The organism is Sphingomonas trueperi (genome assembly GCF_040545665.1).
In the GTDB taxonomy this organism is placed as follows: domain Bacteria; phylum Pseudomonadota; class Alphaproteobacteria; order Sphingomonadales; family Sphingomonadaceae; genus Sphingomonas; species Sphingomonas trueperi_B.
This window is the reverse complement of sequence record NZ_JBEPMH010000002.1, coordinates 61,544-74,006: the sequence shown is the minus strand read 5'-3', so window position 1 is coordinate 74,006 and position 12,463 is coordinate 61,544. Positions and strand designations below refer to the sequence as shown.

General features: G+C 68.1%; 13 protein-coding genes. 4 read left to right on the top strand and 9 right to left on the bottom strand.

Features of this window, described 5'->3' with window-relative positions; genetic code table 11:
- Positions 1-38 precede the first annotated feature (38 nt).
- From ABIC65_RS07555 to ABIC65_RS07540, 4 genes are read left to right on the top strand one after another with little or no spacing between them, the layout of a single operon-like run.
- Positions 39-1,259 (top strand): NAD(P)/FAD-dependent oxidoreductase, encoded by a 1,221-nt coding sequence (locus ABIC65_RS07555; protein WP_354307881.1) that lies wholly within the window; start codon positions 39-41, stop codon positions 1,257-1,259.
- Between the two features lie 57 nt (positions 1,260-1,316).
- Positions 1,317-2,090: an enoyl-CoA hydratase-related protein gene (locus tag ABIC65_RS07550; protein ID WP_354307880.1), complete on the top strand. Its 774-nt coding sequence runs from the start codon at positions 1,317-1,319 to the stop codon at positions 2,088-2,090.
- A gap of 42 nt (positions 2,091-2,132) precedes the next feature.
- Positions 2,133-2,975 carry a diacylglycerol/lipid kinase family protein gene (locus tag ABIC65_RS07545; RefSeq protein ID WP_354307878.1) on the top strand — a complete coding sequence of 281 codons (843 nt, stop codon included), beginning with the start codon at positions 2,133-2,135 and terminating at the stop codon, positions 2,973-2,975.
- Positions 2,972-3,718 carry a metallophosphoesterase family protein gene (locus ABIC65_RS07540; RefSeq protein ID WP_354307877.1) on the top strand — a complete coding sequence of 249 codons (747 nt, stop codon included), beginning with the start codon at positions 2,972-2,974 and terminating at the stop codon, positions 3,716-3,718. Before ABIC65_RS07545 ends, ABIC65_RS07540 begins: the two co-directional genes overlap by 4 nt.
- On the opposite strand, the gene ABIC65_RS07535 is transcribed toward ABIC65_RS07540, so the two are convergent.
- The 9 genes from ABIC65_RS07535 to dxs form a co-directional block, all read right to left on the bottom strand.
- The gene (locus ABIC65_RS07535) at positions 3,715-5,073 is read right to left on the bottom strand and encodes a DUF1501 domain-containing protein (protein ID WP_354307876.1); all 1,359 of its coding nucleotides are present in this window, start codon (positions 5,071-5,073) and stop codon (positions 3,715-3,717) included. The genes ABIC65_RS07540 and ABIC65_RS07535 overlap by 4 nt on opposite strands.
- 12 nt (positions 5,074-5,085) lie before the next feature.
- Positions 5,086-6,774 (bottom strand): DUF1800 domain-containing protein, encoded by a 1,689-nt coding sequence (locus ABIC65_RS07530; protein WP_354307875.1) that lies wholly within the window; start codon positions 6,772-6,774, stop codon positions 5,086-5,088.
- 405 nt (positions 6,775-7,179) lie between these two features.
- The gene (gene rpsI / locus ABIC65_RS07525) at positions 7,180-7,746 is read right to left on the bottom strand and encodes a 30S ribosomal protein S9 (RefSeq protein ID WP_168844838.1); all 567 of its coding nucleotides are present in this window, start codon (positions 7,744-7,746) and stop codon (positions 7,180-7,182) included.
- Entirely contained in the window at positions 7,746-8,225 is a 480-nt protein-coding gene (gene rplM / locus ABIC65_RS07520) for a 50S ribosomal protein L13 (RefSeq protein ID WP_084253420.1), read from the bottom strand. Before rplM ends, rpsI begins: the two co-directional genes overlap by 1 nt.
- Positions 8,226-8,361: 136 nt before the next feature.
- Positions 8,362-8,676, bottom strand: coding sequence for a divalent-cation tolerance protein CutA (cutA, locus tag ABIC65_RS07515; protein ID WP_354307874.1), 315 nt, complete (start codon positions 8,674-8,676; stop codon positions 8,362-8,364).
- Positions 8,673-9,701: a COX15/CtaA family protein gene (locus ABIC65_RS07510; protein ID WP_354307872.1), complete on the bottom strand. Its 1,029-nt coding sequence runs from the start codon at positions 9,699-9,701 to the stop codon at positions 8,673-8,675. The genes cutA and ABIC65_RS07510 overlap by 4 nt, the downstream gene beginning before the upstream one ends.
- Before the next feature lie 42 nt (positions 9,702-9,743).
- Positions 9,744-9,971 (bottom strand): hypothetical protein, encoded by a 228-nt coding sequence (locus tag ABIC65_RS07505; RefSeq protein ID WP_354307871.1) that lies wholly within the window; start codon positions 9,969-9,971, stop codon positions 9,744-9,746.
- The gene (locus ABIC65_RS07500) at positions 9,968-10,339 is read right to left on the bottom strand and encodes a plasmid mobilization protein (protein ID WP_354307870.1); all 372 of its coding nucleotides are present in this window, start codon (positions 10,337-10,339) and stop codon (positions 9,968-9,970) included. Before ABIC65_RS07500 ends, ABIC65_RS07505 begins: the two co-directional genes overlap by 4 nt.
- A 197-nt stretch (positions 10,340-10,536) precedes the next feature.
- On the bottom strand, positions 10,537-12,462 hold the full coding sequence (gene dxs, locus ABIC65_RS07495; protein ID WP_354307868.1) for a 1-deoxy-D-xylulose-5-phosphate synthase: 1,926 nt from the start codon (positions 12,460-12,462) through the stop codon (positions 10,537-10,539).
- Position 12,463: the final 1 nt, after the last annotated feature.

Sequence of the window (12,463 nt, the reverse complement as noted above, 5' to 3'; positions counted from 1 at the left end):
TGGCGATTTCGTGCATGGGATCGCAGGGAGTGCGCTTTTTGGACAGGTTCGATATTCTGATCGTCGGCAGCGGCCATGGCGGGGCGCAGTGCGCGGTGGCGCTTCGGCAGACGGGGTTCGCGGGCACGCTCGCGGTGATCGGCGAGGATCCCGAGCTGCCCTATGAACGCCCGCCGCTCTCCAAGGACTATCTGAAGGGCGAGAAGAGCTTCGAGCGCATCCTGATCCGCGCGCCCGCCTTCTGGGAAGAGCGGGCGGTGACGATGCTGACCGGGCGCCGCGTCGTTTCAGTCGATTCGGTGGCGAAGACCGTCACCGACGCGGCGGGCGCACAGATCGGCTATGGCGCGCTGGTCTGGTCGGCGGGCGGCAGCGCGCGGCGGCTGGCGTGCAGCGGGCACGATCTCGCCGGCGTCCATGCCATCCGCACCCGGCGTGATGTCGACCAGCTGCTCGCCGAGCTGCCGGCGACCCGCCGGATCGTGGTGATCGGCGGCGGCTATATCGGGCTGGAGGCGGCGGCCGCGCTGATCAAGGCGGACAAGCAGGTGGTGGTGCTCGAGGCGATGGACCGGGTGCTCGCCCGCGTCGCCGGGGAGCCGCTGTCGAGCTTCTACGAGGCCGAGCATCGCGCCCACGGTGTCGAGATCCGTACCGGTGCGCTGGTCGAGTGCCTGGAGGAGCAGGACGGGCGCGTCTCCGGCGTGCGGCTGGCGGGCGGCGAGGTGCTGCCGGCGGACATGGTGATCGTCGGCATCGGCATCGTCCCCGAAGTCGCACCGTTGCTCGACGCAGGCGCGGCGGGCGGCAATGGCGTGCGGGTGGACGCGCAGTGCCGCACCAGCCTGCCCGACGTCTATGCGATCGGCGACTGCGCGCTGCATGTCAACGCCTATGCCGACGATGCCGAGATCCGGCTGGAATCGGTGCAGAACGCCAATGACCAGGCGAACGTCGTCGCCAAGCTGCTCACCGGCCAGGACGCGCACTATGATGCCGTGCCGTGGTTCTGGTCGAACCAGTATGACCTCAAGCTGCAGACCGTCGGCCTCTCGATCGGCCACGATGCGACGGTGCTGCGCGGCGATCCGGCGGCGCGGTCCTTCTCGGTGATCTATCTCAAGCAGGGACGGGTGATTGCGCTCGACTGCGTCAACGCCACCCGCGACTATGTCCAGGGCAAGCGGCTGGTCGCCGAGCGGATGACGGTCGATCCCGCCGTGCTCGCCGACCCGGCGACGGTGCTCAAGGAGCTTTGAGTTGCGCGCGGCCGCGCGCGCGGGCATCCCGTCTTCCAACCAGAAGGAGAAGTGAGGATGTCCGACGCGCCGGTGCTGCTTGCGATGGAAGGCGATGTCGCGGTGGTGCAGCTGAACCGCCCCGAACGGCTCAACGCGCTCACCCCCGACATGCTCGATCTGCTCGCGGCGACGCTACGGCGCGCGGCGGACGACGGCGCGCGGGCGGTGCTGCTCACCGGCGAGGGCCGGGCGTTCTGTGCGGGCGCGGACCTCACCGCCAGCGTCGGCATGCGCGATTCGGGCGAGGCGCTGCGGCGGCACTATAATCCGGTGATCGCGACCATGGCAGAGCTGCCGATCCCGATCGTCGCCGCGGTCAACGGGGCGGCGGCCGGGGCAGGGGCCTCGATCGCGCTGGCGGCGGACATCGTGGTGATGGCGCAATCGGCCTATCTGCTGCTCGCCTTCGCCAATATCGGGCTGGTGCCCGATGCCGGGGCGACCTGGCTGATCGGCAAGGCGGCGGGCCGCGCGCGGCTGCTGGAAATGGCGCTGCTCGGCGAGCGGATGCTGGCCGAGGAGGCGCTGGCCAACGGGCTCGTCACCCGGGTGGTGGAGGATGGCGGGCTGCTGCAGGTGTCGCACGGGCTGGCGACCAAGCTGGCGGCGATGCCCACCGTGGCGCTGGGGCTGATCCGCAAGCAGGTGAGCGTGGCGCTTTCGGGCACGCTGGCCGAGACGATGGAGATCGAGGCCGATCACCAGAGCATCGCCGCCAGGACCGAGGATTGCCGCGAGGCGATCGCGGCCTTCCTCGAAAAGCGTGAGGCGCACTTCATCGGCCGCTGAGAGCCCGCGCGACGAAATCGGTTCTCGGGCGTTACGAGGGCCATGCAGACGCTCTGGTTCATCACCAATCCCAATTCCGGCACGACCTCGCAGGCCAAGTGCGAAGCGATGGAGGCGGTGTTCGAGGAGCGCGGGCTGCGGCTCGCCGGCCGCACCCGCTTTCCCGAAGACGCGCTGCCGGAGGCGGCGCGGCTCTACGCGGCGGACGTCGATACGGTGGTGCTGTTCGCCGGCGACGGCACGATCAACGCGGCGCTGCGGGCGCTGGCGGATTGGGAAGGCGCGTTCCTGATCCTGCCGGGCGGGACGATGAACCTGCTCGCCAAGGCGCTGCACGACGAGACCGATCCGCACAAGATCATCCACGCCGCGCATGGCTGCGATCGCCGGGTGGCGCTGCCCTATATCGTGGCGGGCGAGCACCGCGCGTTTGTCGGGCTGATCCTGGGGCCGGCGGCGAGCTGGTTCCGTGCGCGCGAAGTGGTGCGCAAGGGGCGGTTCGGCCGGCTGCTCGCGGCGGTGCGCGGCGCCTGGCGGAGCACCTTCCATCGGCGCGGCGTGCGGGTGCAGGGCGCGCGCGCGCTCGGCGACAGCTACCAGGCGGTGTTCGTCACGCCCACGCTCGACGGCCTCGATGTCGCGGCGGTCGATGCGCGCGACTGGGGCGCGATCGCGCAGCTCGGCTGGGAATGGGTGACCGGGGATTGGGTTGCGGCGCGCGCGGTGACCGAAAGCCGAACCGAGCAGTTGCGCCTGCGCGAGCGCAAGCCGGTGCTCGCGCTTTTCGACGGCGAGCCCGAGACGATCGACCCAGGCACCACCATCCGCGCCGGGCGCAGCCTGGAGACCTTCATCGCCACGCGCGCGGAGGTGCCGGCCGCATGACCCGCTTCTTCCATGTCAGCGACGTGCATTTCGGCCGCGAGAATCGCGAGGCGGTCGACTGGTTCAACGCTAAGGTACGCGACGAAAAGCCCGCCGCGGTGATCATGACCGGCGACCTTACCATGCGCGCCCGCGCCAAGGAGTTCGCCGCCGCCGCCGAATGGCTGGAGAGCCTGGCGGTGCCGATCACGGTGGAGGTGGGCAACCACGACCTGCCCTATTTCAATCCCTTCGCGCGGCTGGCGATGCCGTACCGCCGCTACCGCGCGCTGGAGCGGATGATCGAGCGCCCGCTCGACATTCGCGGCGTGTCGATCGTGCCGCTGAAGACCACCGCGCGCTTCCAGTTTCGCACCAACTGGTCGAAGGGTCATGTCAGCCGCCACGCGCTCCAGAAGTCGCTGGCGCTGGCCGAGGCGGTGCCGTCGGGCGGGTTGGTATTCGTCGCCGCGCATCATCCGCTGGTCGAGGCCGGCACCCGCGCCACCTCGCGCACCCGCGGCGGACGGCGGGCGCTGGAGGCGCTGGCCCAGGCAGGCGCCAATGCGGTGCTGACCGGGCACGTCCACGATCCGTTCGACATCGAGCATGCCGTCGGCGACCGCACGGTGCGGCTGATCGGGGCAGGCACGCTTTCCGAGCGCACCCGCGACCAGCCGCCCTCGTTCAACGAGATCACCGTCGACGGCGCGAGTTTCTCCACCCGCGCCCGCTTTCTCGGCGAACCGAGCGTGGCGCTCTAGCGGCGGAACAGCCCAAGCGGGCCTCGCCCGGCGGTGGACCAGGTCGACCAGTTGGGGAAGACATAGGGCATGTCGGCATCGCTCACCCCGTGCCAGCGGGCGATCGCGCCGAGATATTCCTCCTGCGCGATGCCGGGGATGAAGCGGCCTTCCTTGGTGATGTCGTCGGCGCCGCCCAGCACCGGATCGGGATAGGTGCCGAAGATGCCGCCCTTCGCCACGTCGCCGCCCATCACCAGATGGTTGTTGCCCCAGGCATGGTCGGTGCCGTTCTGCGCATTGCTGGCATAGGTGCGGCCGAAATCGCTCATCGTGAAGGTCGTCACGTTGGCGCCGACGCCCAGTCCCTGCATTGCCCGGTGGAAGGCCGCCATTGCCTGGGCGAGCTCGCCAAGCTGGTCCGCATGCGCACCCGCAGTTGGGCTGCCCTGGATCTGGTTGGCGTGATAGTCGAACCCGGCCATGCTGAGCAGGAAGCTCTGGCGGCTATGGCCCAGCGTACCGCGTGCCTCGATCATCTTCGCCGCGCCGAGCAACTGTGCGGCGATGTCGCTGGTAAGCGCGCGCCCGTTCGCATCGACGAAATAGCGGGTAACGCTGCCCGCGCCCGCGAGCAGGCTGTTGGCCAGGTCCGCCTGGTCGAAGGTGTCGCGCAGCGTCGTTTCCACGCCGTCCATGATCGGGCCGCCATCGCTCGTCGCGAGCATGGTGGTGGCGAGGTTCTTGGCGGTGTCCTGGGCGCTATAACCGGAACGGCCCGGCAGGCCCGAGGCCGGCAGCACCAGCGGCGTCGCCGTCTTGCCGATCAGCGCCAGGGTTGAGCCGGCGAGCGAGATCAGCGGTGGCAGCCGGCCGCCCGGCATGCGATCGGCCAGGCGACCCAGGAACCCGTCGCTGGCGGCATCGCGGGCGCGCAGACCCTGCCAATGCGCCTGCTCGTCCGAATGGCTCATCAGGTTGCTCGGGCGCAGGTCCGGGCGCGACTGGTAGGTCGCCTTGGTCAGCGGGGCGAACAAGGTGCCGGTGTTGAGCACCAGCGACAGCCCGCCTTCATCCCAGATCGGCCGCAGCGCTGCCATGGCCGGGTGCAAGGCGTAGCTGCTGTTCGTCAGCGGCGTCAGCGTGTTCCGGGGCAGGGCGACGCCGCCGCGCGCGGCCTGATAGGCGGCGTGCCGGGCATCCGTCGGCACCACCATGTTCCAGCCGTCATTGCCGCCATAGAGGAAGATGCCCACCATCGCCCGGTAGCTGCCGCTGGGGGCGGCGACGGCGGCGGTACGGCCGAGCTGGCCCATGGCGGCCAGGGCACCGGTGCCCGCGGTGAGGCGCACGAAATCGCGTCGGGAAAGCGTCATCGGATCGGTTCCTTACCGGTCGACCAGGAATTGCGGGCTGGTGGCGGCGATGTAGAGCAGCATCTGCGCGCGCTTGCGGGCGCGGACACGCGCGTTCTTGTCGTTGATCGCCATCGCCGCGGTGCGCAGCGCGGCGCGCTGGGCCGGCGTAATGCTATTGCCCAGCAATAGTACGTCTACGGCGGCGACCATCGCATCGACATTGTCGCCGAAGGACTCCCAGGTCGCCCAGGCAAATTTGGTGCCAGAGGCGGTGCCATAGCCGGTCGGCGCCTTGAACTCCGCGGTCGAAACCTCGGTGCGCACCGTCCATTCATACATCATGTTGTGGAGCCGCAGCACCGTGCTGCTGTTGAGCAGCTTCGACGCCGGGTTGAACAGCGTGGCGCTGCCCTGCAGCGGGTAATCGACGGGGTAGAAGTTGAACACCGAAGGCGCGTGCATCACCGGCTGGCCGAGCCCGGTATCGCGCATGACGAAAGCATAGCCGTCGGTGGTCATGCCGATCGCGCGGGCGAGCGAGACCATCGCCAGCACCGGCTCCTTCAGCTTGCCGCGGTCGGAACGTGGCGCGGTGCGGGCCTCGGGATCGGTAAGGATCGCATGGACCACCGCCTTGAGATCGCCGCGGACACCCTGGCCATTGTTGGCGAACACCGCCGCCACCCGGCCGACATAGCCTGGGGTAGGGTTGGCGGTGACGAGATGGACGATGAGGTGGCGCGAGACGAACGGAGCCGTGGAGGGGTGGTTGAACGCGGCATCGACCACCGCATCCACGCTCGCCTGCTGGCTGGCACCTGCGGGGACACGCGTGCCGAGGAACTGCTTCTCGCCGGCGTCGTAGCGATCGGGCACCGGAATCATCGGCTTGACGTCGTCGCCGGCGAGCTGGTTGGTGATCGGGGCATTGCCGATGCGGGCGCGATCCCAGCCGGTGAGCGCGCGGGCGACACCGCGGATATCGTCCGGCCCATAATTCGGCACGGTGCCGCCGGTCGCGTCGCGGCGCGGCGAGCCGTTCTGGTTGAGCATGTTCGGGCCCATCGAGAAGAGCTGGAGCAGCTCGCGCGCATAATTCTCGGAAGGGGCTGCCTTGTTGCTGCCCGCCATGTTCAGATACATGCCCATATACGGGTTGAGCGAGACGGCCTTCAGCAGCGTGCGGTAATTGCCGAATGCATTATCGAGGAACAGCTGGTTGAACGACGCCATGCCGGCGGTGGAGCGCTGCTCCTGCTCGGACGCGACGATCATCTGGGCGAGCGCGAAGGCAACGCGCTGGCGCAGCTGGTCCGGCGCCGAGACGGCGTTGGCGTAGAAGCGCATCGCCACCGGGGTGCGGCTGAAATAGCGGCGGTTACAGGGGACGTCCTTGCAATAGTCGATCCTGCGCGCCACCGCGAGATCGGCATAGGTGCTGCCGCGGGCGGAAAATTGCTGGTTGAGCCAGCCTTCGGTCCCCAGCTTCGAGATCTGCTCGAGCACCTGCGGCGTCGGCCCGAAGGTGGTCTGCCGCGCCAGGCGGATGCCGTCGGTCACTTGGGATTGCGCCGGCGAAAGCCCGGCATTGGCGGCCGACAGATCGACCAGCCCGCTGGTCATCCGGCTGTCTGCCAGGTTGATGTTGTCGCTGCTGCCGTCGCAAGCCGACAGCAGGCCCGCCGCGCATAGCGCAGCCGCCGTCCATATCCGTCGCATGTCTGAATTCCCCGCCCGCAGGTTTTGCCGCGTTGCACCCAAGCTTTACGGGGAACCGATTTTTTTAGGAAGGGCTGTCCCAGAGTGGGATATATGCACACCTGTGAACAAGGTCGGTTTTAGCACGGTTGATACGTAGCCGTATCGAGATTCCGTGCGATCGGCCGTTGCGAGTCCGCGGCGATTGCTAGGGAACAAGTGCATCCGAAACGCGTCTCACGACGTAGTCGTGAGGCTGCCCCGCTCAAGGGCGCGCCATGCGAGCGGGTCGGCGAACAGTATCAGCAGGTTGCGTTGCACCATTTTGGGTAGGCGCTGGGCGCGCGATTTGCGCACGCTGCCGAACAAGAAAAAGGGCGGCCCGTCGCCGGACCGCCCCAATTTCCTTGGCCGAAGCCGAGACGCTTAGCGCTTCGAGAACTGGAAGCTACGACGAGCCTTGGCCTTGCCGTACTTCTTACGCTCGACGGCGCGGCTGTCGCGGGTCAGGAAGCCGGCCTTCTTCACCGGGGCGCGCAGCACCGGCTCATACTTGGTCAGCGCCTGCGAGATGCCGTGCTTCACAGCACCGGCCTGGCCCGAGAGACCGCCGCCCTTGACGGTGCAGATCACGTCATACTGGCCCTCACGCTCGGCGACACCGAACGGCTGGTTGATGACGAGACGCAGCGTCGGACGCGCGAAATAGATTTCCTGGTCACGACCGTTGATCGTGATCTTGCCGGTGCCCGGCTTCAGCCACACGCGGGCCACGGCGTCCTTACGACGGCCGGTGGCGTAAGCGCGGCCATACTGGTCCAGCTCCTGCGCACGCAGCGGCGTGGTCGGGGCGGCCGGCTCGTCGATCTGGCCGGCGAGATAGGCGTCGGCAGCGGCGGCAGCCGGAGCGGCGGCCTGGCCTTCGGTTGGCGCGGCGGGCTGCTGGCCCAGCGCTGCGCCCAGGTCGGAAAGCGACTGGCGGTTGTCAGACATTATGCACCCACCTTGTTCTTGCGGCTCATGCCGGCGATGTCGAGAACCTCGGGGTTCTGAGCTTCATGCGGATGCTCCGAACCGGCGAAGATGCGCAGGTTGCGCATCTGCTGGCGACCGAGCGGACCGCGCGGGATCATGCGCTCCACGGCCTTCTCCAGAACGCGCTCCGGGAAGCGGCCCTCGAGAACCTTGGCAGCGGTGACGCCCTTGATGCCGCCCGCATAGCCGGTGTGCTTGTAGTACACCTTCTGGCCGAGCTTCTTGCCGGTGAAACGGATCTTGTCCGCGTTGATCACGATGACATTGTCACCGCAGTCGACGTGCGGGGTGAAGCTGGTCTTGTGCTTGCCGCGCAGGACGTTCGCGATCACCACCGCTGCACGACCGACGACGAGCCCTTCGGCGTCGACGATGTGCCACTTCTTCTCCACCTCGGCCGGCTTGGCCGACTTGGTGGTCTTCATCAGCGCCTTCATGGCCTGTGACCTTTCGCGTAGGAAATGCATACGCGCCACCGTTGCCGGCAGCGCGATTGATGCCCCTCTAACCATTTGGGCCCCGAAAGTCAAGAAATGCGTGGGTTTGCTGACGGGTAAAATAATACCTGTCGGTTCAGCGGGTCTCTTCGGCAATCCAGCGGGTCACGGCAGCGCCGGCTTCGACCGGCCATTGCTCGATCACCGGGAGGTCATAGCCATGGATCGCGGCGATCCGCTCGCGGAGGCGGAGTGCCAGGGCAGGGCGGGTCTTGAACAGGGCCGGCACTTCCTCGCCGCGCTCGATGCCGCCCTGCCAGCGATAGATCGAGGTGCAGGGTGCGAGGAGGTTGACGCAGGCCGCCAGCCGCTCCGCCAGCACCGTCTCGGCCACCCGCTCGGCATCGGCGCGGCTGGCGAAGGTGACGTAGAGCAGCGCGGTGTCGCTCACCGCGTACGGCCGACGGCGTGGACGCCCCACACGGTCGCGCACACCAGCAGCGCGCCCACCAGCTGGTGGGTGGCGGCGAGGTGGAGGTTCACCCCGGTCATCACGGTCGCGATGCCGAGGAGGATCTGGATGCCGAACGCCGAGTGGATCGCGATCGAGGCGCGGCGGTCGCCGGCTGCCTTGGCCTTGCGCGCGAGCACGATCAGCCCACCTACGACCACCCAGGCCCACCAGCGGTGGATGAAGTGGACGATCGCCGGATCATACAGCGCGGCGTGGAGCGGGCTCTCGCCGGTCTGGCTCACGCCGGGGAAGAAGCGGTCGTTCATCAGCGGCCACTGATCGGTGACCAGTCCGGCATCGAGCCCCGCGACGAGGGCTCCGTAGAAGAGCTGGATCGCCAGCAGCACCAGCACGCCCGCGCCGAGGCCGGTCAGCCGGGCGGGGCGCTCGGCATGGTTGGCGGCGAGCGCGCGCAGGTCGAGCATCGTCCAGACGATGCCGCCCAGCGTGAACAGCGCGGTCATCAGGTGGGTCGCCAGCCAGAAATGGCTGACCGAGGTGCGGGTGTGGTTGAGCCCGGATTTCACCATCCACCAGCCGAACGCGCCCTGCAGCCCGCCCAGCGCGAGCAGCGCCACCAGCCGCCAGCCATAGCCCTGCGGGATCTGCTTGCGGATGGCGAACCACAGCAGCGGCAGCGCGAACACCATGCCGATCAGGCGGCCGAGCAGGCGGTGGATATATTCCCAGAAGAAGATGCTCTTGAACCCGGCGAGCGTCATACCCTGGTTGAGCTGCTCATATTGCCCGATCTGCTTGTAGTGATCGAACTCGGCCTGCCACTGCGCGTCGTTTAGCGGGGGAATGATGCCCGAGATCGGCTTCCATTCGGTGATCGACAGGCCCGATTCGGTGAGCCGGGTGATGCCCCCGACGACGACCATCGCGACGATCATCGCGGCGACGACGAACAGCCAGTGCGCGAGCGCACGGGGGCGGGCGGTGAGCGGGAGTACAGTCATTTTCAGCACGTACCGCGATGTACGCGCTCGGGGAAGCGCGCGCTAGCCGCCCGCTTGTGGACTTTCGGGAAGGGCGGGCTGCGCGGGCGGTGGCGCGGATGGCTGGCGCTTCATCGCGATATCGATCAGCGTTTCCAGGCGGATCACCCGCTCGCGCGTCTCGATCGAGTGGCGGCGGGCCTCCTCGGCGGTGGTCAGCGACTGATCGACCTTGTGCTGGAGGAGCGCGACCTGCTGGAGGGCGCGCAACGCATCGGTCCAGAAGCTCACTGGCGCGCCCAGCCGGACAGGGCGGTGGAGAGCGCATCCCAGTCGATCGAGGAATCGGCCAGCAGCTGCTCGCGGACTCGGGCGCGATAGGCGTCCTCGTCGAACGCGGCCGCAGCCGTGCGCGCCGATTCGAGCTTTGCGAAGGCCTCGTCCGTACGGGCATTGGCCTGTTCGAGCTGGGCGAGCAGGTCGCGCATCAGCGCCATCTCGGCATCGGTCGGTTCGGTATAGCGTTCGGCGGCGGTGCGCATGAAATCGCTCACCGTCATGTCCGCCGCTTCCGCATTGGCGGAGATGCGCCGCTTTTCCTCGGGCGATACCAGCACGACGACACGACTGGAGCGAGTCTGGGGAAGCTGCGTGGCCATGTGCATGTACATGGCATGTGCATGTTGGAGATTCAAGCTGGGGCGGGACGTAGATCCTCCCCGGAACGGGGAGGGGGACCGCCGCCGAAGGCGGTGGTGGAGGGGGATCTCCGCACCGGAATCGCCCGCTGCGCTCCCCCTCCACCAAGCCGCTGCGCGTCTTGGTCCCCCTCCCCGTGCCGGGGAGGATCGAGAAATTACGCCCGCACGCCGTCGGCCAGCTCGGCCTCGTTGTAGCGCAGCGCCTTCAGCACCGTGTCGACGATGTTTGCGGCGTTGAGCCCGGCCTCGTCATACTGCTTCTCGGGCTTGTCCTGATCCTGGAACAGGTCCGGCAGGCGCATCGTGCGCAGCTTGAGCCCTGCGTCGATCAGGCCGGTGTCGCTGGCCAGCGTCAGCACATGCGCGCCGAGGCCGCCGATCGCGCCTTCCTCGATCGTCACCGCCACTTCATGCGTGGTGAGCAGGCGGCGGATCAGATCCTCGTCGAGCGGCTTGGCGAAGCGCAGATCGGCGACGGTGGTCGAAAGCCCCTTGGCTTCGAGCGTATCGGCGGCCTTGAGCGCCTCGGCGAGACGGGTGCCGAGCGACAGGATCGCCACCTTCTTGCCCTCGCGGACGACGCGGCCCTTGCCGATCTCCAGCCGTTCGGGAACCTTGGGAAGTTCCAGCCCGACGCCGTTGCCGCGCGGATAGCGCAGCGCGATCGGGCCGCTGTCGTGCATCGCGGCGGTATGGGTCATGTGGACGAGCTCGACTTCGTCCGCCGCTGCCATCACCACGAAATTGGGCAGGCTGGCGAGATAGGTCACGTCGAAGCTGCCGGCATGCGTCGCGCCGTCCGCGCCGACCAGACCCGCGCGGTCGATCGCGAAGCGGACCGGCAGGTTCTGGATCGCGACGTCGTGGACCACCTGGTCATAGGCGCGCTGCAGGAAGGTCGAGTAGATCGCGCAGAACGGCCGCATCCCCTGCGCGGCGAGGCCCGCCGCGAAGGTGACGGCATGCTGCTCGGCAATGCCCACGTCGAAGGTGCGATCCGGGAAGGTCGCCTGGAACTTGTCGAGCCCGGTGCCCGACGGCATCGCCGCAGTGATCGCGCAGACGGACGCGTCGCGCTCCGCCTCGGCGAGCAGCGCGTCGGCGAACACCTTGGTATAGGCCGGCGGGCCCGGCGGTGCCTTGGCCTGGGCGCCGGTGATCACGTCGAACTTCTGGACGCCGTGATATTTGTCCGCCGCCGCTTCGGCCGGGGCATAGCCCTTGCCCTTCTTGGTCACGACATGGATCAGGATCGGGCCCTGCTCGCTGTCGCGGACATTCTCCAGCACCGGGATCAGGTGCTCGAGATTATGGCCGTCGATCGGGCCGACATAATAGAAGCCCAGTTCCTCGAACAGCGTGCCGCCGGTCGCCATGCCGCGGGCGAATTCCTCCGCCTTGCCGGCCGCGACGGTGAGGCGGCGCGAGAGCTTGCGGGTGAAGCGCTTGGCCAGCTCACGCAGGCCGAGATATTCGGAAGAGGAAATGAGACGCGCCAGATAGGCCGAAAGCCCGCCCACCGGCGGTGCGATCGACATGTCGTTGTCGTTGAGGATCACCACCAGCCGGTTGCCGGCGGCCTCGGCGTTGTTCATCGCCTCATAGGCCATGCCGGCGCTCATCGCGCCGTCGCCGATCACCGCGATCGCCTTGCCCGGCGCTTCGTTGAGCTTGTTGGCGATCGCGAAGCCGAGCGCCGCCGAGATCGACGTGGACGAGTGCGCCGCGCCGAACGGGTCATACTCGCTTTCGCTGCGCTTGGTGAACCCCGAGAGGCCGCCGCCCTGGCGGATCGTGCGGATCCGGTCGCGCCGCCCGGTGAGGATCTTGTGCGGGTAGCATTGGTGCCCGACGTCCCAGATCAGCCGGTCGTCGGGGGTGTTGAACACATAGTGGATCGCCACCGTCAGCTCGACGACGCCCAGGCCGGAGCCGAGATGTCCGCCGGTGGAGCCCACCGCACTGATGGTTTCGGCGCGAAGCTCGTCGGCCAGCTGGCGAAGCTGGGCGGGGGCGAGCTTCCGGAGGTCCTGCGGCGTGTCGACCGTGTCGAGCAGCGGCGTCTTGGGTAGGTCAGCCATG